Below are 22,144 nucleotides of genomic sequence, written 5' to 3'. Positions count from 1 at the left end.
GGTCAACTGAGCTTGACTAAAACGGACAGGTTTTCGGTCACGTCGCCGTGATCGCACGGGGTAGGGCGGCGCAGAACGGGCGAAGCCTGCGGCTCCGCCCGTGAGATGAGTATTTCGGGAAAGATGAAGAAGCGGACAGTGCCGTTCAGATCTTGCGCCGGGTCCAGGCCCAGAGGCAGATGATCTCCATCGCCACATGGGCGCCCGCGATGGCCGTGGCCCCGGTGGTATCGAAGGGCGGGGAGACCTCGACGATGTCGCCGCCCTGCAGGTTGATGCCTGCCAGGCCCCGCAGGATCGCCGCCGCCTGCGCGGAGGAGAGCCCGCCCCAGACCGGCGTGCCGGTGCCGGGCGCGAAGGCGGGGTCGAGGCAGTCGATATCGAAGCTGAGATAGCAGGGCCGGTCGCCGACGATCTGCTTCACCTTGTCCGCCACGGCCCTGTTGCCGATCTCGTGAACCTCGGGCGCGTCGATGATGTTCATGCCCCAGGCGTTGTCGTTCACCGTGCGGATGCCGATCTGGACCGAGGTCGCCGGGTCGATCAGACCCAGCTTGATCGCCTTGTAGAACATCGTGCCGTGGTCGATCCGGGTCAGGTCGTCATCCTGCCATGTGTCGGAATGGGCATCGAAATGCACCAGCGACAGCGGGCCGAACTTCTCCGCATAGGCCTTGAGGATCGGGAAGGAGATGTAGTGATCCCCGCCGAGCGCCACCGAGGCCGCGCCCTGATCGAGGATGCCCTTGATATGCGCGGTCAGCGCATCGGGAAATTCCGCCACCTTGGCGTAGTCGAAGGCGAGATCCCCGTAATCCGCGATGGCGAAGCCTCCCAGCGGGTCGAAGCCCCAGCCGTAGGGCGGATCGTAGGGTTGCAGGGTCGAGGCCTCGCGGATTGCCCGGGGGCCGAGGCGGGTGCCGGTGCGGTTGGTCACCGCCTGGTCGAAGGGCACGCCGGTGACGGCGAGGTCCACGCCGGTCAGGTCCTTGGTGTACCTGCGCCGCAGGAAGGAGGGCGCGCCGCCGAAGGCGTTCTCGTAGCTGAGCCCGCGCAGCTCTGCCCGGGTGAAGGCCTGATCGACCTGTGTCTTCGCGTCTTCGAGTGCCATCCGTTCCCCCTGGCTCGCGTGTCATGTCCGGTCATGTCCGGGGCAGGCGGCCCCGCTGTCGGTCGTCCGCCGGCCTCACCGGCCGAGCGGCTGCGCCATCTCGACCAGCTTCACGAAGTAGCTCGCCCCGATCGGGGCCACCTCGTCGTTGAAGTCGTAATCCGGCTGATGCAGCCCGGCGGTGTCGCCCTGTCCCATGAAGATGAAGGCACCCGGGCGGGCCTGCAACAGGAAGGAGAAATCCTCGGCCCCCATTTCGCGGAAGTCCTCGATCTGCGCCTCGCCCGTCACCGCCCGGGCCGCCTCGACCGCGAAGGCGGCCTTGTCGGCGTGGTTGATCGTCGCCGGGTACCAGCGTTCATAGATCAGCTCCGCCTCAACGTTGAAGGCGGCGGCGGTGCCCGCCACGATCTCCTTCATGCGCTTTTCCACCATGTCCTGCACGGCCGGGTCGTAGGTGCGCACGGTGCCGTTGATATAGGCGGTTTCCGGCACGATATTCTCGGCCGAGCCCGCGTGGATCTGCGTGACCGAGATCACGAGGTCATCGAGCGCGTAGTGGTTCCGGCTGGAAATCGTCTGGATCGCCTGGATCGTGGCCACGGCGGCCGGGATCGGATCGCGGGTTTCCTGCGGGTTCGCGGCATGGCCGCCTTCGCCCTTCACGTGGACGTGGAAGGTGTCGACCGCCGCCAGCATCGCGCCCGGCGAGGTCAGGAAATGCCCCACCGGCATGCCGGGCGTATTGTGCAACCCATAGACCTGCGCGATCTCGAACCGGTCCATGATGCCTTCCTCGACCATGACGCCCGCGCCGCCGCCGTCCTCTTCCGCGGGCTGGAAGATCAGCGCCACGCGGCCCGCGAAATTGCGCGTCTCGGCCAGGTACTTGGCCGCGCCGAGCAGCATGGCGGTGTGCCCGTCGTGGCCACAGGCATGCATCACGCCCGCGTTCTGCGAGGGGTAGTCCACGCCCGAGGTCTCGGTGATCGGCAGGGCGTCCATGTCGGCGCGCAGCCCGATGGTCGGCCCCGGCTCGCGGCCCTCGATGATGGCGACGATGCCGGTCTTGGCGATGCCGGGATGCACCTCGTCCACGCCGAATTCCGCCAGCCGCTCCTGCACGAAGGCCGCGGTCTCATGCAGTTCGAAGGTCAGCTCGGGGTGGGCATGGAGATGCTGCCGCCATGCCTTCATCTCATCGGCAAAGCCAGCGATACGGTTGATGACGGGCATGGGTGGACTCCGGTTTCAGGGCGGTTCAGGTTGCCCGCGAGAGACCACAAAGCAGGAGCCGCCGCAATGGCCGACGATCTGATCCAGAACCCCGATGGCGGCCTTCCGCGCCTGCTGGAGATCATGCGCCGCCTGCGCGATCCCCAGACCGGCTGCCCCTGGGATATCGAACAGGACTTCGCTTCCATCGCGCCCTACACGATCGAGGAGGCCTACGAGGTTGCCGACGCCATCGAGCGCGGCGAGATGGGCGAGCTGGAGAGCGAATTGGGCGACCTTCTGTTGCAGGTGGTGTTCCACGGCCAGATGGCCGAGGAGGCCGGGCTCTTCTCCTTCCACAGCGTGGCCAATGGCGTGGGCACGAAGATGGTCGACCGTCATCCGCATATCTTCGGGGAGGAGAGCCGGGACAAATCCGCCGCGCAGCAGACGAAGGACTGGGAGGCGATCAAGGCGCGGGAACGCGCCGCCAAGGCCGAGACCGGGGTGCTCGACGGCGTGGCCATGGGCCTGCCGGCGCTGATGCGCGCGGTGAAGTTGCAGAAGCGCGCCGCGCGGGTGGGCTTCGACTGGACCGATGTGTCGGATGTGCTCGACAAGATCGCGGAGGAAAGCCGCGAACTGGTGGAAGCGCGCGACACCATGGGCCCGGACGAGATCGAGGATGAGTTCGGCGACCTGCTCTTCGTCATGGCGAACCTTGCCCGCCACCTCGACGTGGATCCGGAAGCCGCGCTGCGGCGCACCAACGCCAAGTTCACCCGCCGCTTCCGCGCCATCGAAGCCGCCCTTGCCGCCGAGGGGCGCAGCCCGCAGGACAGTTCGCTGGAGGAGATGGATCGCCTCTGGGACGCCGCGAAGGCCGCGGAATAGCGCGCCCCCTCAGCTTCATCTTTCCTGAAATACTCCGGGGGAATTGCCCCGCGCTGCGGGGCAAGGGGGCAGAGCCCCCGGGCGCTTTCGCGGAAAGCGCCTAACGGAATTTTCAAAAATTCCGGACCGGAAAATTCGAATTTTCCGGGAGGCACGCGGACCGGTTCGCTGGGGGCGATGAAAAGTCTTGGAACAAGACTTTTCTCAAGAATTTTTCTCAAAATTCTTGGGGACTGACGTCGAGCGGCTGCCTTTGGAGAGGGCGGACGGGGGGCTGTCTGCCCCCCTTGGCCCCGGAGGGGCCAATCCCCCCGAGGATATTTGTGAACACTGGATGAGGCTCAGAGGCTCTCGTAGCGGCGGGCCTGGGTGGGGGTCCAGATCACGTCGATCTCGTAGCCTTCCTCGGTCTGGCGCTCGGACTGGATCACGCCCTGTTCGAAGAGCCAGGCGCGGCGCTTGCCGTCGGAAAAGGCGAGCGTGAGCCGCTCTTCGCGGCGTTCCGTGGCCACCGCGCCCGAGACCTCCGCCAGCAGCGCGTCGAGCCCTTCGCCGGTGATCGCGGAGATCGCCATGACGTTTTCCTCGCGCTCCGCCCGGCCTTCGAGGGCGGGGCGGTCCTCGGCGGGGACCAGGTCGATCTTGTTCCAGACCTCGATCTGCGGCACTTCCTCGCGCACGCCAAGGGAGGCGAGGATGTCGTCCACGTCCGCTGCCTGTTCCCGGGTCTCGGGGTGGGCGATGTCGCGCACGTGCAGGATGACGTCCGCCTCCAGCACTTCCTCCAGCGTGGCGCGGAAGGCCGCGACGAGCTGGGTCGGGAGGTCGGAGATGAAGCCCACGGTGTCGGACAGGATGACCTCGGTGCCCTCGGGCAGCTTCAGCCGCCGCATGGTCGGGTCGAGCGTGGCGAAGAGCATGTCCTTGGCCAGAACGTCGGCCCCGGTGAGCCGGTTGAAGAGCGTGGACTTGCCCGCGTTGGTGTAGCCCACGAGGGCGACGATCGGGAAGGGGACCTTGGCCCGGGCCGAGCGGTGCAGTTCGCGCGTCTTCACCACCTTCTCGAGCTGGCGGCGCAGGCGCACCATCTGTTCGTCGATGGCACGGCGGTCGGCCTCGATCTGGGTTTCCCCGGGGCCGCCGACGAAGCCGAGCCCGCCACGCTGCCGCTCAAGGTGGGTCCAGGCCCGCACCAGCCGGGTCCGCTGATAGGCCAGCGCCGCCAGTTCGACCTGCAGCACGCCTTCACGGGTGCGCGCACGGTCCGAGAAGATCTCGAGGATCAGCCCGGTCCGGTCGAGGAGCTTCACGCCCCATTGCTTTTCGAGGTTGCGCTGCTGCACCGGGGTGACCGGGCCGTCGACGAGAACCAGTTCGATCTCGTTGGCCTTCAGCAGCTCCTTCAGCTCGGCCACCTTGCCGGAACCGAAGAGCGTCGCGGGAACGGGTTTTGCCAACCGCACGATGTTCTGGCCCACGACCTCGAGCCCGGGCAGGGCATGGGCCAGAGAGACCGCTTCTGCCAGGGCATATTCGGGGGCGTGGCGCAGCTCGGAGCGCGCGATGTCGGGATGCAGAACCCAGGCGCGGGTCGGCGCCTTGTCGTGTGGGATCAAGAGTTGTCTTCGCCTTCGTAGAGGCTGATCGGCTGGGCCGGCATGATGGTCGAGATCGCGTGCTTGTAGACCAGCTGCGACTGACCGTCGCGGCGCAGAAGCACGCAGAAGTTGTCGAACCAGGTGATCACGCCCTGCAGCTTCACACCGTTGATGAGGAAGATCGTAACTGGGACCTTCGTTTTACGCACATGGTTGAGGAATGCGTCTTGCAAATTCTGGCGGTCGGAAGCCATTTCTATACCTTTTTTCTTTCTTCGGCCGCGATCGGCTCGCCCCGTGTTCCTTCCGGCTGATTATGCTGTGCCGGATTGGGAGTTTCCAGCCCAAATCAGGACCGTAGCACGCATGTAACTTCTTTGCGTCAGTCACGCCAGAGGTCGGCGTTCGCAAGTGCGATAATTGCCAGCAATTCGAGCCGCCCCATGATCATGATCAGGCAGAGCACCAGCTTGGCGGGATCGCCCAGTTCGATCAGCGGCACGGGAATGTCCGCGGCCAGCGTGATCAGGGGGCCGGTGTTGGTCAGGGCGGCGATTGCCAGCACCATGGCCGCCTCGAAGGAAGAGCCGAGCAGGGCGAGGACGGCCGTGCCGACGGCGATGGTGACCGCGAAGAGCATGAAGAAGAGCCAGGCGTGGAACGCGCCGTCACGGCCCATGCGGCGGTTGAGCGTGCCCATGCCGCTGATCGAGGAGGGGTGCACCAGCCGCTCCATCTCGCGCAGGCCGTTGAGATAGAGCGCGAAGACCCGCATCAGCTTGACCCCGCCGGCGGTGGTGGCCACGCCGCCGCCCATGATCGCAAGGCCCATCAGGATCTCGCCGGGCGTGTTCAGCCCGGACCAGTTCTGCGCGGTGTCCCAGCTGGCGCTTTCGAAGCCGGTGGTGCTGAGGAAGGAGATCACCGTGAAGATACTGCCCCAGAGCGCGTTGAGCGCATTGCCCAGTTCCTCGGCCGCCTGAACGTCGAAGGCGCCGATCCAGTGCCGCAGGAACAGCAGCAGCGGCACGCCGAGGATGATCACCGCGGCGAGGCGCAGTTCCGGGTCGCGGTGAATCGCCTGTCGCTGCACGGCGGTGTCGTTGGCAAAGGTGGAGCGCGAGAGCGCGAAGATCATGAAAAGGAAGATCAGCACCTCGCCCCAGAAGCCGGAGGTGCCGTTCTCCAGCCCGCCCACCGGCGAAATTCCGCTGGTGGCGAGGGTCGACATGGCGTGGGTGACGGCCAGCAGGGGGCGCTCGCCGCTGATCAGCAGCAGCAGGCAGAGCAGGGCGGTCAGCCCGATGTAGACCGGGCCGAGTTGCAGCGCGAGCCGGATCAGGCGCCGCGCGGGCGGCGGGCGGTCGAACCGGTCGAGCCTGGTCTGGATCTCGTCGAGCGGGGCGGCGGAGGTCACCTCGAACCCGCCGAGCGAAAGCGGCGCCATGATCGCCGCTGCCGCCAGCCAGATCAGCAGCCCGCCCATCCAGCCCACCTGCGCCCGCCACAGGTGCAGCGCATCGGGCAGCCGGCCGGGATCGCGGAACAGCGTCGCCCCGGTGGTGGTGAAGCTCGAGACCATCTCGAAGTAGGCGTTCATGAAGGAGGTGGTGCGCAGCCCCTCGTGGACCGGCACGGCCAGCACCAGGGGCAGCAGCAGGAAGGCGAGGAACAGCCCCAGCAGCGCCTGCAGGTCGGCCTTGCGCCGCGGCCGCGGCGTGGTGGACCGCGCGATGCCGATCATCACGCAGGCAAAAAGCCCCAGCAGAGAGGTGTAGAGGAAGGACCGCGCGACGAGGTGGTCCTGCTGGATCAGCGCACAGAGCGCGGGCGCCAGCATCGACAGGCAGGTGATCCCGGTCAGCAGGATCAGGATCGGCTGTTTTTCCAGCTGCGCGCGCATCGGTCTAGAAGTAGTCGATCGAGACCTGCAGCAGGCGCTCGACCTCCGGCACGTCCGAGGTGAGCGAGAAGATCACGATCACGTCGCCCTCGTCCACGCGGGTGTTGCCGGCGGGCTTCTTCACCACGCCGTTCTTCAGGATGCCGCCGACGAGCACGCCTTCGGGGAAGTCGATCTCGCGGATGATCTGGCCCGCGATGGGGCTGGTGGAGAGCACCTCGGCCTCGATCACCTCGGCCTCGGCGTCGCCGATGGAATAGACGCCGCGCACCCGCCCGTGGCGCACGTGGCGCAGGATCGAGCTGACGGTGGTGGCGCGCGGGTTGATGTAGGCATCGATCCCGAGCGGGCCCATCAAGGGCACCAGCGTCGGGTCGTTCACGAGGGCGATGGCCATCGGGCAGCCCTGCGCCTTGGCCCGCACCGCGGCCAGCATGTTGGTCTTGTCGTCGTCGGTGACGCAGAGGATCGCATCGGCGCGGTTGATCCCGGCCTCGGCCAGCAGCGCCGAGTCGAGCCCGTCGCCGTTCAGCACGATGGTCCGCTCGAGCGCATCGGCGGCCTTCTCGGCGATCTTGCGGTTCTTCTCGATCACCTTGGAGCGGATGCGCTGCGCCTTCTCCTCCAGCGTGCGCGCCACGGCGAGCCCGACGTTGCCGCCGCCCACGATCACGAGGCGTTCCTGCGTCTTGGTGGTCTTGCCGAAGATTTCCAGCGTGCGGTGCACGTCCTCGTTCACCACGAAGACATAGCAATCGTCGTCCGGGAAGAGCTGGTCGCCGGGTTCGGGTGCGAAGAGGCGGCCTTCGCGGCGGATCCCCACGACCACGGCGCGCAGGGTCGAGAAGAGATCGGTCAGCTGGCGCAGCGGCGTGTTTACCACCGGGCAGTCGGCCTCGATCGAGATGCCGAGGAGCTGCGCCTGGCCGTCCATGAAGGTCTCGATGTCGAAGGCGGCGGGGGCGGACAGGCGCTGCAGCGCGGCCTCGGCCACCTCGCGTTCGGGGCTGATCACCACGTCGATGGGCATGTGATCGCGGCGGTAGAGGTCGGAATAGATCGCGTCGAGGTAGGATTTCGAGCGCAGGCGGGCGATCTTGCGCGGGATCGAGAAGATCGAGTGGGCCACCTGGCAGGTGACCATGTTGACCTCGTCGGAATAGGTCGCGGCGATGATCATGTCCGCATCCCGCGCCCCGGCCCGGTCCAGCACGTCGGGGTAGGAGGCAAAGCCCGCGATGCCCTGCACGTCGAGCGTTTCCGTCGCGCGCCGCACGAGTTCGGGGTTGTTGTCCACCACCGTTACGTCGTTTCGTTCGCCGGAAAGGTGGCGGGCGATCTGCCAGCCGACCTGGCCCGCGCCGCAGATGATGACCTTCATGAAGCTCGCCTTGGATCCTCGGGGCGTGTGCGGGCGCGCAAGGCACCCGTCCCATGACCTCCTTGCATGACAGATGGCTCCGGGCCGGTCAATTCAATTGTCTCGGGCCGGGGGGCGGGGCTAAGGTGAGGAAAGATAACGGGAGAAACCTGCCATGAAACCGATCCGGAGTGTTGCGGGACTGGCCCTGCTCTTGGCCCTGGGAGCCTGCGGCAGCTATTCGCTCTATTACCGTGACGGGGCCGAGGTGAGCCGCGCCAAGGCTGATGAACTCGCCTGCGAGACGACGGCCTATCAGCAGGCGCCGGTGCGGATCGAGCGGGACATCGACTATGGCGACGTGATCGCGCTGCCGCCGGTCTGCAGCCCCGACGGGTCCTGCCGCCCGGGCGGCTATCGCCGTCTGCCGCCGCGGGTCTACACCTATGATGCGAATGCCGGGCTGCGCGCCACGGTGGAGCGCCAGTGCATGGCCGAGCGCGGCTACGAGCGGGTCAGCCTGCCAGTCTGCTCCGAGCAGGTCGCCTCCCAGGTGCAGCCGGGGATCACCCGGGTGTTGCCGGCCCGCGCGTCGGGCACCTGCGTCATCCGCCGCGGCGGGGACCAGTACCAGATCGTCCAGACCACCCCGGGCTGAGGGCTCGGCCCCGGCGGGGAACGGGGGTGAAGCCGGGCGCAAGGTCGGGTGTCGCAGGCCGTGGTGTCAGGCGCGCATTGGCGCACCCCTCGTTCAGCTCGCGCCACATCGGCACGTTCAGCGACATCTGGCATTGCGCGGTGAAATCGCGGCTGTCGACATGCAGGCAGATGATGTCGCCCAACTCGTGCCGCTCGCCCCGGGTGCCGGTGCAATAGCACTCGATCACCTTGGTGCCGCGCTTGATGTCGGCCTGCGCCGGGAGCGGCGCGAGGCTGGCGAGGGCAAGGCCGAGAAAGGCGAGGCTGAGGAGGGGGGCCACGGGCCTTGGTGCACCTCTGCGACGCGCCTCGCCGCGTCCCGCCTCGGCAAGAAAACGCTTCGCGCTGACCGTCCGCAATGACAGCCCCACCAGCCAGCCCCAAGGGACGCGCCCGACCCTTGGGGGGGCGGACAGCGCCCTCCCTGTGGGGAGGGTCGGGCGCGGCCCGGCCTCACGGCCGGGCGGGACAGACGACGGGGACAGTGTCCTGATACCCAGCAACCAGCGTCGCGTACCGGCGATGGCCATCCGGAACAGCGCCCCGGCGGTCAGGGACCGCAAGAACTCACCAGCGGCCACAGTCCGCCATAGCGCCGCGGCGCAGGTGACCACGGTCAGTGCAACCCGCCAAAGCGGGCCCGTGGCGCGGCGCGACACCGGCGGCGCGGCTGTACATATACGGGAACTCTCGGGCATCGGTCCTCCTCCTCTGCCGCGCGTATCCTACCACGCCGCGGGCCCTTGACCAAAACCAACCGATAGGGGAAGCAGTCCCATGGTTTCCGACGACAAGCTCCGCCAGATCACCCAGCGTTCCGAGTATCTCGAGGCGCGCCTCGCCGAGGGCGGAGGCGACATCGCAGCCCTTGGCCGCGAATATGCGGAGCTGCGCCCCGTGGTGGCCCAGATCGCCGAATACAGCGCCCTGCGTGCCGAGCTGGACGAGGCGCAGGAGATGCTCTCCGACCCCGAGATGAAGGCCCTCGCCGAGGAGGAACTGCCCCGGCTGCGTGCCCGTCTGCCGGAGGTGGAGAAGGCCCTGCAACTGGCGCTGCTGCCCAAGGACGCCGCCGACGCCCGCCCCGCGATGATCGAGATCCGCCCCGGAACCGGCGGCGACGAGGCGGCGCTCTTCGCGGGCGACCTGCTGCGCATGTACCAACGCTACGCCGAGCGGCGCGGCTGGCGCTTCCAGATCGTCGAGGAGAGCCAGACCGAACTGGGTGGCATCAAGGAGGTCATCGCCAACGTGCAGGGCGAGGGGGTCTTTGCCCGGCTGAAGTTCGAATCCGGTGTCCACCGGGTGCAGCGCGTGCCGGCCACCGAATCCGGCGGTCGCATCCACACCTCCGCCGCCACTGTCGCCGTCCTGCCCGAGGCGGAGGAGGTCGACCTTGTCATCGACCAGAACGACCTGCGGATCGACACGATGCGGGCCTCCGGCGCGGGCGGCCAGCACGTGAACACCACCGACTCCGCCGTGCGGATCACCCATGTTCCCACCGGCATCGTGGTGACCTCGTCCGAGAAGTCCCAGCACCAGAACCGCGCCATCGCCATGCAGGTGCTGCGCACCCGGCTCTACGACATGCAGCGCCAGAAGGCCGACGCCGACCGCGCCGCCGCCCGCAAGAGCCAGGTCGGCTCGGGTGACCGTTCGGAACGCATCCGGACCTACAACTTTCCGCAGGGCCGGATGACCGATCACCGCATCAACCTGACGCTCTACAAGCTGGACCAGGTGATGCAGGGCGACCTGGACGAGATCATCGACGCGCTGATCGCCGAGGATCAGGCGGCCCTGCTGGCGGAGATGGAAGGGTGAGCGAGCGGCTCGACGCGCTGCTGCGCCGGGGTACGCTGCGGCTGACCGAGGCCGGTATCGCAGGGGCGCCGCGCGATGCACGGCTGCTTCTGGCGGGGGCGGCGGGTCTGCGGCCCGACCGGCTGTCGCTGGAACTGGGGCAACCGGCCGCCGACACGGTGACCGGGACGTTCAACGCGTACCTTGACCGGCGCATCGCCCATGAACCCGTTTCGCGGATCCTGGGCCAGCGGCTCTTCTGGGGGCGGAGCTTTCGCGTCACGCCCGATGTGCTCGACCCGCGCCCGGAAACGGAGAGCCTGATCGCCGCGGCGCTGGAGGGCGGCGCGGCGCAGCGCCTGCTCGACCTCGGCACCGGGTCCGGCATCATTGCCGCGACCCTGCTGGCGGAATGGCCGGGCGCCACCGGGATGGCCACCGATGTCTCTCCCGCCGCGCTCGCCGTGGCAGGGGACAACGCGGCGGCCCTCGCCGTGGCCGACCGGCTGACCTGCGTCGAGGCCGACTGGTGGCAGGGCGTCGCGGGGCGCTTTGACCTGATCGCCTCGAACCCGCCCTATATCACCGAGGCCGAAATGGCCGAGCTTGCGCCGGAAGTGGCCAATTTCGACCCGACAGGTGCGCTGACCCCGGGCGGGGACGGGCTGGCGCCCTACCGGATCATCGCGGCCCGTGCCCGGGAGCACCTGACCCCCGGCGGGCGGCTGCTGGTGGAGATCGGCTGGCGGCAGGGTGCTGATGTGGCGGCGCTTTTCCGCGCGGCGGGTCTGGCGGAGGTGGCTGTGCTGCCCGACATGGATGGCCGCGACCGCGTGGTGACGGGCCGGGCCCCGGCCTGAACGCGCAGGTGTTAACCGGGCCTTAAACTTTGGCCCGATCCCCGGCCATCCGTCCATTTTCCGCGCATCCGGTTGGCGAGGCAGATTGCCGCAGCGCAGCGGCTGCAATTCACGGGGCTGAGGCCCCCGTGGCAGGGGAAATCCGCTGATTTCCACAGGAACTCATGCGGAATTTAGCTAAATCCGTCCGTTTTTACCCTATTTGCCCTTGTCAGGACGGGGGGACCGTGCTTATTCCTATTACAGGTCACGGCCAGGGCGCTGACACAGCAGCCCGCCGGACCGACAAGCCCATAAAATGCCGAAACTCCCGAAGACACGCGCAATGAGGCGCACGCGGGGGGCAAACGGCAGCCAGACACTTAAGGCTGGACAACCGGATACATGAGATCGTCTAAATCCCGTTCGCGGTCGAAGTCGAACCGCAATCGCTCTGTCGGCAATATCGTTAACCGCGTCTTCGATTCCTCGGGTCCCGAGGGCAAGGTGCGCGGCACGCCGCAGCAGATCATCGAGAAATACAACCAGCTTGCCCGCGATGCACAGCTGGCCAACGATCGCGTGGCGGCCGAGAACTTCCAGCAGCATGCCGAGCACTACCTCCGCATGCTGGGCGAGGCGCAGCGTGAGCAGGACCAGCGCCGCGAGCAGCAGGAAAACGAGAACCGCCAGCGGCAGTCGGACCGCGACCGTGAGCGCGCACAGCGCCAGGAACGCGAGTCGGGCGACGCCGCCAACGCGAGTGAGCAACCCTCCGAACCCGCAAGCCAGCCCGCGCCGCAGCCCGCCGCGCAGGCCTCCACTCAGCCCGCCGGGGCGGACACCTCCGGCGACGTGATCGAGAACGGCGCGGAAGAGGAAAGTGGCCTCGTCGAGACGCCCGAAGACCGCGCCAGCACGCCCAAGCCGCCGCGCAGCCGGTCGCCGCGTGCCAAGGCCAAGCCCGCGCAGGCAGCCGAAGGGGAGGCCTCCGGCGAAGAGGCGCCGAAGCCCAAGAAGCGGACCTATACCCGCAAGAAGAAGGCTGATGCCGACGCGCCCGCCAATGGCGAACTGCCGCTCGGCAACAGCGACACGCAGGCCGCCGAGTAAGGCAGGCCGCCGAGTGAGGCAGCCGCACGGAACTCAACGGGCCCGGCAGCCAGTCTGTCCGGGCCCGTTTCGTCTCTGCCCTCCTGCATCCGAGCCGCGAGCCGCCCATGCGCCTCTCCCAGACCGCCCGCCTGATCGAGACAGATGCCGACGTGGCCGAAGGGGCCGCCTGGCTCTGTGCCCGCGATCCGCGTCTCGCCGCGGCCTGCGCCCAGACCGGCCCGCTGCCGCTGCGCCGCCGGGCGGACGGATTTCCCGCCCTGCTTCAGGCCATCGTCGGACAGCAGGTCTCCACCGCCTCCGCCGCCGCCATCTGGGCCCGGGTCGAGGCCGCGGGGCTGACCGATCCCGCGCAGGTGCTGGCCGCGGGCGAAGAGGGGCTGCGCGCGCAGGGCTTCTCGCGTCCCAAGATCCGCTACGCGCTCGCCCTTGCCGGGGCCGATCTCGATTACGTGGCCCTCCGGCAGGCGCCCGACACGGAGGTCATCGCCACCCTCGTGGCCCAGAAGGGCATCGGCCTCTGGACCGCCGAGATCTATGCCATGTTCGCCCTTGGCCGGGCCGATGTGCTGGCAGCGGGCGATCTGGCCTTGCAGGAAGCGGCCCGTGTCCTTTACGGCTTGGACGCGCGCCCGGCGGAGGCGGCGCTGCGCGAGATAGCGCAGGCCTGGACCCCATGGCGCGCGGTGGCGGCCCGGATTCTCTGGGCCTACTACCGGGTGGTGAAGAACAGGGAAGGGACCCTTTGATATGACACGGGTTTTGCAGGCGGGCCGGAAAGAGCCCCAATCGGGTGACACGCGCTCCGCGGTGGTCTTCCTGCACGGATACGGGGCCAACGGGGCCGACCTGCTGGGGCTGGCGGACGTGCTGGGCGAACATCTGCCCGACACGCTCTTCGTGGCCCCCGATGCCCCCGAAAGCGTGCCCGGCGCGCCCTTCGGCTTCCAGTGGTTCCCGATCCCCTGGCTCGACGGCTCCTCCGAGGAGGAAGCCGCCCAGGGGCTGGCGCGCGCCTCGGAGGATCTGAACGCCTTTCTAGACGCCTTCATGGTGGACGAGGACCTGCTGCCCGAACAGGTCGTCCTCTTCGGTTTCTCGCAGGGCACGATGATGTCGCTGCAGGTCGCACCCCGGCGCGAGGACCCGGTGGCGGGCATCGTCGCCTTCTCGGGCCGCCTGCTGGAGCCGGAACTGCTGGCCGACGAGGTCGTCTCGCGGCCGCCGGTCCTGCTGGTGCATGGCGATCAGGATGACGTGGTGCCGCCGCAGTCGCTGCCCGCCGCCGCCGAGGCACTGCAGGGCGCGGGCTTCAAGGAGGTCTATGCCCACGTCATGAAGGGCACCGCCCATGGCATCGCGCCCGACGGCCTCTCCGTCGCGCTCGCCTTCATGCGCGACAAGCTCGGCTTCTGACCGGCGAGACCGGAGCGGCCCCATACGGCCCCTCCGGCTTCATCTTTCCAAAAATACTCAAATTCCCACGCAGCCCGGCGCACATCGTCAGCTGTCGGCCCACAACCGCGGCTCCGCCATCTCGAGCGAGTTCCCGGCTGGATCGCGGAAGTAGATCGACCGCGCCCCGTTGGGCCAGGCGAAATCCGCCTCGATCGCCACGCCCGATGCGTGCAGCCGGTCGTGCCAGGCGTCGATCTCCGGCGCGGTCACGGCAAAGCAGAGGTGCCCCGGACCCCGTGCGCCATGGGGTGGCACGGGCAGGGTGGCCGAGCCCGGGCTCTCTTCCGTCCGGTCGGGGTTGAAGAGCAGCAGCGTCATCGCCCCCAGTCGGTAGAACACGTGCCGGTCGGCCACACGCACGATCCGCTCCAGCCCCAGCAAGTTGCCGTAGAACGCCTCCGCCGCGTCGAGGTCGTCGACGTAAAGCGCCGCCTCCAGCAGGGCCGCGAGCGGCGGTGCCGCCGGCAGCCCCGCATCCAGGGTCACATCCTCTCCCATGATCTCCTCCCGCGCCCCGTACCGGGGGCCGCCTCATACACCTGTCCGGTCAGATAGTGCGGTGTGGGCGCGGGTCACGGCGGGCCGCCTTCGCCGCGCGGTCCGGGGGCCGTGGCGCCTGTGGGGTGAGTTGTGGAATGCCCTGTGGATCGTCCTGTGGATAACGCATGTGCCACTGTCATGAGCCTGTCACCCGGCTGCGGTAGCTCTTTGCCTGCATCTGTATATCGTGGGTCTTGTCAGAATGCCTCCCCGATATATAGTCGAATCAACTGGGGCGGCGCGTCCCGCCCCTTTGACGGAACGACCCCTCTGCGGGTCGCACGGGCGGGAAGAGAGTCGACCATGGACGGTGATTTCAGAACGGAATTTGTCAGGGAGCCGGCAGCGCTGAAGCAGCACCCGGCGCTGGTGTTGAACGCGGACTACCGGCCCTTGTCCTACTACCCGCTGTCGCTCTGGCCGTGGCAGGAGGCGATCAAGGCGGCCTGGCTGAACCGGGTGGACATCGTGGCCGAATACGACCACTGGGTCCGAAGCCCCAGTACCGAGATACGGATCCCCTCGGTCGTCGTTCTCAAAGACTATGTGAAACCCAGAAAGCGCGTGGCCTTCACGCGCTTTAATCTTTTCCTGCGGGACGAATTCTCCTGCCAGTACTGCGGGGCCAAGGGCGACCTGACCTTCGACCACGTGGTGCCGCGCGCTGCGGGTGGGATCACCTCTTGGGAAAACGTCGTGGCGGCCTGTTCGCCCTGCAACCTGCGCAAGGGCTCCAAGAGCCTGCGCCGGGCGGGGATGCACCTGCGCTCGGCCCCCCGCGCGCCAAGCGCCGAGGACCTGCGCAACGTGGGCCGGAAATTCCCGCCCCATCACCTGCACGAAAGCTGGATCGACTTCCTCTACTGGGACGCCGAACTGGAGGCCTGACAGGCGCGATCAGATCGGCGCACGTGCGGCCCTGAAAGGGCCGTTGCGGGTGTGGAGCGTCCAAGTGGGCGTGGCCCCGGCCTCTGAGGGGGCTTACTTGGCGGCCACGTTCCGGGCGAGGGCGCAGAACTGTTCCAGCCCGATGGTCTCGGCCCGGTCGGTGGGCTTGATGCCCGAGGCGATCAGCCGGTCCTCGATATCGGGTGCCAGCCCCTTGAGCGCCGCGCGCAGCATCTTGCGCCGCTGGTTGAAGGCCATCGCCACGGTGCGTTCCAGCACCTTGGGATCGGCCGGATAGCGCGGCTCGGGCAGGGCGGTCAGATGGACCACGGCGGAGGAGACCTTGGGCGGCGGGGTGAAGGCCTCGGGCGGCAGGTTCAGCGCGATCCGCGTCTCGGCCCGCCACGAAGCCAACAGCGCCAGCCGGCCATAGGCCTTGGAGCCGGGGGTGGCCACGATCCGCTCGGCCACCTCGCGCTGGAACATCAGCGTCAGGCTTTCCCAGAACGGCGGCCATTCCGGCGGCGTCAGCCAGCGGACCAGCAGTTCGGTGCCGACGTTGTAGGGCAGGTTCGCGGCGATGCGGATCGGGGGCGTCAGATGCGCCAGCGGATCGATCTCCAGCGCGTCGCCCTCGATCACCTCCAGCCGGCCGGGATAGCGCTCCGCGATCTCGGCGAGGGCGGGCTGGCAGCGGCGGTCCTTCTCGATCGCCAGCACCCGGCGCGCGCCCTCGGAGAGCAGGCCACGGGTCAGGCCACCGGGGCCGGGGCCGATCTCCAGCACGTCGCAGCCCGTCAGGTCACCGGCCACGCGGGCGATCCGCGCGGTCAGGTTCAGGTCGAGCAGGAAGTTCTGACCCAGCGACTTGCGGGCCGAAAGACCATGGGTGGCAATGACCTCCCGCAGGGGCGGGAGATCGTCAATCGCGGGCATCGCGGGCGCTCACTTCTCGATGATGCGCGCCTCGGCACGCAGCTGCGCGAGGTAGCCGTCGGCATAGGCGCCGAGGCGTTCGTTCTGCAGGTTCAGCCGGATCTGGTCCTGCGTCACGTCGGCGAACTGGGTCGCCGTCCGGCCGCAGAGCATCAGGAAGACCATGGTCTGACCGCCGTTGCGCGTCAGCGCGGTCGAGACCTCGCCGTTGTCCATCTTGGCCAGTTCCAGCGCGATGTCCGAGGGGATCGCGCCGGGGGCGTCCTTGTGGCGTTCCAGCAGTTCGGCCGGCTGGCCCTTGTTCACGGCATAGAGGTCATCGCAGCGGTCGATGTCGGCCTTGATCTCGGCCGCGCGGGTCATGGCTTCGACGCTCTGACCGCCGTCGATGTAGTAGGTCATGTAGTCGATCTCGGAATAGTCTACCGGCGTCACGGCGCCTTCCTGCAGACCGCGCAGCTGGAAGATCGCGATCGCATTGGGCAGCGGCACCGGTTCGCTCACGTCGCCGGGCTCCATCTCCATGAAGGTCGTGCGCAGCTGCGGCGGCAGGTTCGACAGCGGCATCCAGTTGATGCGCCCGCCCTGATCGCGCGTCGGCGAGGCCGAGAAGCGGCGTGCGGCGGCGGCGAAGTCCTCGTAGCTGGTGATCTGCGAGATCTCGCGGGCGAGGTCCTGTGCCTCGGCCTCGCGCCCCGGCGGCAGCGGCAGGATGATCTCGGACATCAGGATCTGTGCGCCGGCCATGGTGCCGCCCTTGAGCCCGGCCTGCGCCCGGCTCACCTCGGCGTCCTGCACGTCCACGCGCGAGGCGAAGCGCGCGCGCACCAACTCGCGCCACGTGGCGCCGGAGATGATGAAGTCGCGGTAGGTCTCACGCTCGACACCGGCGTCGGAAAGGACCTTGTAGAACTGGTCGAGGGTCAGGTTGGCGCGGCCCGCGAATTCCTCCATCGCGGCCTGGGTCTGTTCCTCGGTGATTGTGAAGCCGAAGCGCTGCGCGGCCTCCAGCTTCAGCCGGTCCTCGATCAGCGCCTCGCGGGCGTCCGCCTGAAGGTTGCCCGGCGCGCCGAGCGCCTGCATCAGGGCCATGCGCTGTTGTACCTCGTACCCCGTGATGGCCTTCTCGTTCACCGTGATCACCGGCGAAAACAGCCCCTGCGCCTGCGTCTGCAGCGGGGCCATTGCCAGGAAACTGGCGGAAACGAGAACGGCGATGCGGGGAAGGCGGGTCATGCTCTGTCTCATCATTGTCGTTTCTTTTACTTGCACGTCCGGTCGTAGCTCACCCCATCCGCCTCGGCCTGGAAGCCGCGCAGACCGATGGTAAAGGCGAAGTCCGTCGATGGCGTGACAGTAGAGGAAGAGGTGAAGCGGCGCGAGACCGAAAACCGCATGTCGACGCATTCATTCTGGTAACTCACGCCGAAGCCGGCGCGCGCGGTCTGGTCCTGGACGATGTCGTAGCGCCACAGCGCCTCGCCGGTCCAGTTGGGCGCAAAGCGGTAGCTGGCGTCGATGGTCCACTCCGAGATGTCGTTGAACCGGCTCTCGTCCGGGTCGTCCTCGATCCAGACATAGCTGGCCGCAAGCCCCACCGTCTGCGAGCGCCATGCCGCGCGGGCCTCGGCCTTGTGGACGTCGAAGGCGTTGTAGAAGAGGCCCCGGGCGGTCACCGTCAGCCCGTTGTCGATGGCGACCTGGTAGGCCAGCAGCAGGTCCGATCCGGTGCCGGTCAGCCCCGAACTGTCGGAGTAATCCTGCTCCGAGGTTTCGCGCAGGATCTTGCCGAGTGCGAGGGTCGAGTTCCAGCCGCTGGGATCGTACCGCGTCCAGGTCGTGCCGAGGGTCAGGCGGCGGCCATGCTCGCGCCGGTCGGGGGCGGCGAAGCGTGACAGCGACAGCAGGTTGCCCTCGTCGAATTCCACGATCGCGGATTCATCGTTGGACACGTCCAGCTGCTCGCCGCCGCTCCAGGCGAATTGCAGCACCGGTTCGATCACGTCGATGACGCCGCCCGCGCCACGGCGCACCAGCGGCATCCGCAGGGTGCCGGCCACGTAGGGCGTGACGCCGGTGTCGGAGGAGGGCAGGCTCACGTCCTGCCGGGTCTCGAAGTGATCGACGGCGGCGCCGGTCTGAAGTTCCGCATGGACGCCCACGGGCAGGATCCACGCCCGGCGCCAGTTCGCTTCCAGCTCGTAGCGGGTGACATCCCGGCCGTCGGCATAGCTGTCGTAGTCCGAGCCGTCGGTGTTGACGTCGGAGTAGCGGTAATGGGTATGCGCCCCCAGCGTCATGCGCAGCTCGCCCCCCGGGGTGCGCGGGAAATAGCGCCGCTCGTAGGTGACGTCCCCGATGATCGAGGGGATCTGGCTGTTGACCTCGTTCTCGCGCAGCGTGTGGTAGTAGGTCAGCGCGGCGCGGATGTTCTCATCCCGCTCGGTCCGGGCCAGGGTCAGGTTGCTGGCGAGGCGGTCGGCGTCGGAATAGTCGTAATCCGTCAGGTAGGCGTCATCGGTCACCGTCTGGATCGCGAAGCTCAGCTTGTAGTCGCGCGGCAGGTCGAAGCGCCCGGTCCCGAAGAGGTAGGCGCGGGTCTCGCCCGGTTCGAGCTCGTCCTTCGTCACCGCGCCCTCGAAGCTGATCGCCCCGTTGGTGAAATTCTGCCGGTAGGTGAGCTCCAGCGTGTCGGAGTTCTGCGCCAGGTAGGGCGTGATCGTCATGTCCCGGTATTCGCCGAGCGTCAGGAAGTAGGGGATCTTGACCCCGGTCCCGAGCTCCGAGTTGCGCCGGAGCGAGGGGATCAGGAAGCCCGAGGCGCGGGTCTGGGTCGGGTCGGGCAGGCGCAGGCGCGGCAGGTAGAGGATCGGCACGCCCATGACTTGGAACTGCGCGTGGTCGAAGTAGAGCGCCTGGTCGGCCTCGTCATGGACCACGCGGCGGGCGCGGATCTGCCACAGCGGCGGCTTGCCGTTCTCGCAGACATGGCAGGAGGTGACGGTGGCCTTGTAAAGCTGGTTGTAGCGTCCGTTCACGCGGTTCATCTGCTGCGCGGCCAGTTGCACCTGCTGGTTCAGCACCACGTGGGCGCCGCTCAGAATCCCGTTGCGGAAATCCCGGTCCAGTTCGGCCGCATCCGCCAGCACCACCGCCTTCTGATCCGCGCCGCGGGTCAGGTAGAGCGGCCCCTCGATGGAGAGTTTGCCGGTGGCGCGTTCATAGGTGACCTTGGCGGCGCTCAGCTGCATCTCGCCATAGACGGCCTCGACGTTGCCTTCCGCCACCAGCGTGTCGCGGTCGCGCAGGTAGACCCGGTCGGCCATCAGGAGGGCAGCGCTCTCCTCCACACCTGCAACCGGGGTGGCCTGCGCCAGCACGGGCAGCGGCGGAAACGCCGTCAGGGGCGGCAGCAGCGCGGCCAGCAGCAGCGCAAGCCACCGCTTGGCAGGGCGGTGGGCCCGCGGGAAAAGCCGGGGCAGCGGAAGGGCGGGTCGAGTCGGGGCAGGCAGCGTCATCACCCGTCCTCTTTATACAGCAGCAGTCCGAGTGCCAGCAGGAATGACGCCACCGGCGGGGCCCAGGCGGCCAGCATGACGGGGATTTGCCCACTCTCGCCAAGGATCTGCGCGAAGTTGCGAATGTAGTAGAGCGTGAAGCCCAGCATCACCGCCGACAGGACCGAGACCCCGGTCCGCCCGCCGCGGGCATGGCGCATGGTGAAGGCGGCCGAGGCCAGCACGACCGCCACGAGGAACAGGGGCCGCGCCAGTTCGCGCTGCAGCCAGACCTCGTGCCGCCGCCCCGAGAACCCCGCAGCCTCGAGGTCGCGGATATAGGCGGGCAGTTCCCAGACCGAGATCACGTCGGGTTGCGCAAAGCTGTCGCGGATCGAATCCTCGGTCAGGCTGGTGGCGATGTTGAGCTGTGGCAGGACCTCGGCGTTGGCCTCGGGGTTCACGACACCCTCCAGCTGCCAGACCTTCGCGCCACGCAGCAGCCAGCCGCCGCTGCCCAGTTCGGCGGTATCGGCCTCGATCCGGCGGACCGGGCCCGCGCCGGGCGCGTAGGTCAGCATCGTCACATCGTAGAGCTGGGTGCCCTCGGGGTTGGCGCGGGCGGCGCGGATCACCGTCTGTCCCTCGCCGTCATGCCCGCTCTGGCGCAGCCACAGCCCCTCGGAGGAGAAGGAGAAACTCTCGACCGATCCGGTGCGGTAGTATTCGTAGAGCGCGTTGTAGCGTTTCGAGGTCGCGGCCACGATCGGGTTCAGCAGGATCGTCGCCAGCACGCCGATGACGGCGGCCACGACCATCGTGGGCATCAGGCTGCGCAGCGCCGAGCGCCCCGCGGCCCGCGCCACCACCAGCTCCGACGACCGCGCCATGCCGATGAAGAGCGCCACGGTGGCGAGGATCATGATCAGCGGCAGGATCTGGTTCAGCCCCTTGGGCGCGTTCAGCACGATCAGCCCGGCCACCTGCGCCAGCGAGGTGCTGGTGTCGGTCAGCTTGCGCAGCAGTTCCACGAGGTCGATCAGCGCGAGCAGCAGGAAGAAGGCCCCGCCGACGGCAAGGAAGGATCGCAGGAAGCGCCGCGCGAAGTAGAGATCAAGGGTCATGCCACGGCCTCCGGCTGCTTGCGGCGCCGGGGATGCCGGGTGCGGGTGGCGAACCACAGCAGCACGGCACTCAGCAGCAGCCCGGCAAGCGTGGGCACATACATCAGCCCCCAGAGCATCGGGTTGTCGCGCAGCGGGCCGGTCACCATGCCCTCAAGGCCCTTGACCACCACCAGCAGCACCATCGCCAGCCCGATCTGGCGCCACATGCCGAAGCGGCTGAAGGTGCCCTGCATCAGCGCGGCAAAGCCGATCAGCGCGGTGGTGAGGCAGAGCAGCGCATCGGCAAAGCGCCCGTGCGCCTCCTCCAGCACGCGACCCATGGAGGTGCCGGAGAGACGCGCGGCCTCGGCCGGGTCGGAGAGGAGTTGCCACGTGGACATGTAGCGGAAGTTCGTCAGCCCGTCATCGCCCCGCTGCAGCAGGCCGCTGATGTCATAGGTGAAATCGGCGAAATGCGTGGTGAAGAGCCGCGAGCCGGGCTGCTGCACCATCTGGCTCAGCCCGTTGACCATCACCAGCTGCGGCCTCGGGTCCTGGCCGCTCTCCGCGGTGTTCAGCAGGTAGGCCTGTGCCGCGGTGAAGGTTTGCGGTGCGGCAGGATCGCGCCGGTCGGAGAGGAAGACATCGCGCAGCGTACCGTCGGGGCTGATCTCGCGGATGAAGAAGGTGATCCCGTCGGTGGGATGCAGGAAGGTGCCCTCGGTCAGCAGCTGTGCCGAGACGTTGCGCGCGATCGCGTCCTCGCGCTCGGCCATCTGCCGTTCGCTCACCGGGACGAGGAACTGCGTCAGGACCGACCCCATCAGGAAGACCAGCACCCCGAAAGTCGCCACCGGCCGCGCCAGCCGCCACGGCGAGAAGCCGGTGGCCTGCACCACAACCAGCTCGCTGTCGTTGCTCAGGCGGTTGGTGACATAGATCGCCGCCGCGAAGCTGGCGAAGGGCAGCACGCGGATCACCACCTTGGGCAGGGTCAGGGCCGAAAGCTCGAGGAACACAAGCGCCGTCTGCCCGTCCGCGATCAGCCTGTCGAACAGCCGCACCGCCGAGTTGATCCAGTAGATCGAAATCAGGATGAGCGCGAAAAAGCCGAAGAGGACGAGCAGTTGCGACAGCATGTATCTGTCGAATCGAGCCAAGTTCCGTACCCCCGGGTCTTC

General features: G+C 67.9%; 21 protein-coding genes. 8 read left to right on the top strand and 13 right to left on the bottom strand.

Annotated features, from left to right (window positions below):
* Positions 1 to 145: 145 nt before the first annotated feature.
* Both speB and ACX9MO_RS19670 read right to left on the bottom strand, forming a co-directional pair.
* On the bottom strand, positions 146 to 1,111 hold the full coding sequence (gene speB / locus ACX9MO_RS19675) for an agmatinase (protein ID WP_462213081.1): 966 nt from the start codon (positions 1,109 to 1,111) through the stop codon (positions 146 to 148).
* Positions 1,112 to 1,186: 75 nt separating this feature from the next.
* The gene (locus ACX9MO_RS19670; protein WP_462213080.1) at positions 1,187 to 2,347 is read right to left on the bottom strand and encodes a M20 aminoacylase family protein; all 1,161 of its coding nucleotides are present in this window, start codon (positions 2,345 to 2,347) and stop codon (positions 1,187 to 1,189) included.
* A gap of 66 nt (positions 2,348 to 2,413) precedes the next feature.
* Between ACX9MO_RS19670 and mazG the strand changes: the two genes are divergently transcribed.
* Positions 2,414 to 3,220, top strand: coding sequence for a nucleoside triphosphate pyrophosphohydrolase (gene mazG / locus ACX9MO_RS19665; protein ID WP_222490247.1), 807 nt, complete (start codon positions 2,414 to 2,416; stop codon positions 3,218 to 3,220).
* Positions 3,221 to 3,561: 341 nt separating this feature from the next.
* On the opposite strand, the gene hflX is transcribed toward mazG, so the two are convergent.
* The 4 genes from hflX to trkA all read right to left on the bottom strand — a co-directional run bounded on the left by hflX (position 3,562) and on the right by trkA (position 8,102).
* Positions 3,562 to 4,833 carry a GTPase HflX gene (gene hflX / locus ACX9MO_RS19660; RefSeq protein WP_222490581.1) on the bottom strand — a complete coding sequence of 424 codons (1,272 nt, stop codon included), beginning with the start codon at positions 4,831 to 4,833 and terminating at the stop codon, positions 3,562 to 3,564.
* Positions 4,833 to 5,072 (bottom strand): RNA chaperone Hfq, encoded by a 240-nt coding sequence (gene hfq, locus ACX9MO_RS19655; RefSeq protein WP_100162369.1) that lies wholly within the window; start codon positions 5,070 to 5,072, stop codon positions 4,833 to 4,835. Before hfq ends, hflX begins: the two co-directional genes overlap by 1 nt.
* Before the next feature lie 128 nt (positions 5,073 to 5,200).
* Positions 5,201 to 6,721 carry a TrkH family potassium uptake protein gene (locus tag ACX9MO_RS19650; protein ID WP_462213079.1) on the bottom strand — a complete coding sequence of 507 codons (1,521 nt, stop codon included), beginning with the start codon at positions 6,719 to 6,721 and terminating at the stop codon, positions 5,201 to 5,203.
* Positions 6,722 to 6,725: 4 nt separating this feature from the next.
* The gene (gene trkA, locus ACX9MO_RS19645) at positions 6,726 to 8,102 is read right to left on the bottom strand and encodes a Trk system potassium transporter TrkA (protein ID WP_222490245.1); all 1,377 of its coding nucleotides are present in this window, start codon (positions 8,100 to 8,102) and stop codon (positions 6,726 to 6,728) included.
* A gap of 154 nt (positions 8,103 to 8,256) precedes the next feature.
* Between trkA and ACX9MO_RS19640 the strand changes: the two genes are divergently transcribed.
* The gene (locus ACX9MO_RS19640) at positions 8,257 to 8,739 is read left to right on the top strand and encodes a hypothetical protein (protein ID WP_462213078.1); all 483 of its coding nucleotides are present in this window, start codon (positions 8,257 to 8,259) and stop codon (positions 8,737 to 8,739) included.
* Here the strand turns inward: ACX9MO_RS19640 and ACX9MO_RS19635 are convergent.
* A complete protein-coding gene (locus ACX9MO_RS19635) occupies positions 8,687 to 9,061 on the bottom strand; it encodes a hypothetical protein (RefSeq protein WP_462213077.1) in 375 nt (124 codons plus the stop codon). The two genes, ACX9MO_RS19640 and ACX9MO_RS19635, sit on opposite strands and share 53 nt — an antisense overlap.
* 496 nt (positions 9,062 to 9,557) lie before the next feature.
* Here ACX9MO_RS19635 and prfA point away from each other — a divergent pair, with 496 nt between their 5' ends.
* The 5 genes from prfA to ACX9MO_RS19610 all read left to right on the top strand — a co-directional run bounded on the left by prfA (position 9,558) and on the right by ACX9MO_RS19610 (position 13,954).
* A complete protein-coding gene (gene prfA, locus ACX9MO_RS19630) occupies positions 9,558 to 10,607 on the top strand; it encodes a peptide chain release factor 1 (RefSeq protein ID WP_462213076.1) in 1,050 nt (349 codons plus the stop codon).
* Positions 10,604 to 11,446, top strand: coding sequence for a peptide chain release factor N(5)-glutamine methyltransferase (gene prmC, locus ACX9MO_RS19625; protein WP_462213075.1), 843 nt, complete (start codon positions 10,604 to 10,606; stop codon positions 11,444 to 11,446). The genes prfA and prmC overlap by 4 nt, the downstream gene beginning before the upstream one ends.
* Before the next feature lie 384 nt (positions 11,447 to 11,830).
* A complete protein-coding gene (locus ACX9MO_RS19620; protein ID WP_222490242.1) occupies positions 11,831 to 12,538 on the top strand; it encodes a DUF4167 domain-containing protein in 708 nt (235 codons plus the stop codon).
* A gap of 107 nt (positions 12,539 to 12,645) precedes the next feature.
* The gene (locus tag ACX9MO_RS19615; RefSeq protein WP_462213074.1) at positions 12,646 to 13,287 is read left to right on the top strand and encodes a DNA-3-methyladenine glycosylase family protein; all 642 of its coding nucleotides are present in this window, start codon (positions 12,646 to 12,648) and stop codon (positions 13,285 to 13,287) included.
* Between the two features lies 1 nt (position 13,288).
* Complete coding sequence (locus ACX9MO_RS19610; RefSeq protein WP_222490240.1) at positions 13,289 to 13,954, top strand: alpha/beta hydrolase; 666 nt, start codon at positions 13,289 to 13,291, stop codon at positions 13,952 to 13,954.
* 87 nt (positions 13,955 to 14,041) lie between these two features.
* On the opposite strand, the gene ACX9MO_RS19605 is transcribed toward ACX9MO_RS19610, so the two are convergent.
* On the bottom strand, positions 14,042 to 14,494 hold the full coding sequence (locus ACX9MO_RS19605) for a VOC family protein (RefSeq protein WP_462213073.1): 453 nt from the start codon (positions 14,492 to 14,494) through the stop codon (positions 14,042 to 14,044).
* A 345-nt stretch (positions 14,495 to 14,839) separates the two neighbouring features.
* Here ACX9MO_RS19605 and ACX9MO_RS19600 point away from each other — a divergent pair, with 345 nt between their 5' ends.
* Entirely contained in the window at positions 14,840 to 15,424 is a 585-nt protein-coding gene (locus ACX9MO_RS19600; RefSeq protein WP_222490238.1) for an HNH endonuclease, read from the top strand.
* Positions 15,425 to 15,517: 93 nt separating this feature from the next.
* On the opposite strand, the gene rsmA is transcribed toward ACX9MO_RS19600, so the two are convergent.
* From rsmA to lptF, 5 genes are read right to left on the bottom strand one after another with little or no spacing between them, the layout of a single operon-like run.
* Positions 15,518 to 16,360 (bottom strand): 16S rRNA (adenine(1518)-N(6)/adenine(1519)-N(6))-dimethyltransferase RsmA, encoded by an 843-nt coding sequence (rsmA, locus tag ACX9MO_RS19595; RefSeq protein WP_462213072.1) that lies wholly within the window; start codon positions 16,358 to 16,360, stop codon positions 15,518 to 15,520.
* 9 nt (positions 16,361 to 16,369) lie between these two features.
* Positions 16,370 to 17,596, bottom strand: coding sequence for a peptidylprolyl isomerase (locus tag ACX9MO_RS19590; protein WP_462213071.1), 1,227 nt, complete (start codon positions 17,594 to 17,596; stop codon positions 16,370 to 16,372).
* A 26-nt stretch (positions 17,597 to 17,622) separates the two neighbouring features.
* Positions 17,623 to 19,878 (bottom strand): LPS-assembly protein LptD, encoded by a 2,256-nt coding sequence (locus tag ACX9MO_RS19585; protein ID WP_462213070.1) that lies wholly within the window; start codon positions 19,876 to 19,878, stop codon positions 17,623 to 17,625.
* Positions 19,878 to 20,981: an LPS export ABC transporter permease LptG gene (gene lptG, locus ACX9MO_RS19580; protein WP_462213069.1), complete on the bottom strand. Its 1,104-nt coding sequence runs from the start codon at positions 20,979 to 20,981 to the stop codon at positions 19,878 to 19,880. The genes ACX9MO_RS19585 and lptG overlap by 1 nt, the downstream gene beginning before the upstream one ends.
* A complete protein-coding gene (gene lptF / locus ACX9MO_RS19575) occupies positions 20,978 to 22,102 on the bottom strand; it encodes an LPS export ABC transporter permease LptF (protein WP_462213068.1) in 1,125 nt (374 codons plus the stop codon). The genes lptG and lptF overlap by 4 nt, the downstream gene beginning before the upstream one ends.
* Positions 22,103 to 22,144 lie beyond the last annotated feature (42 nt).

It is taken from the genome of Pseudooceanicola profundus (genome assembly GCF_054919315.1).
This window is presented reverse-complemented; position numbering and strand designations above follow the sequence as displayed.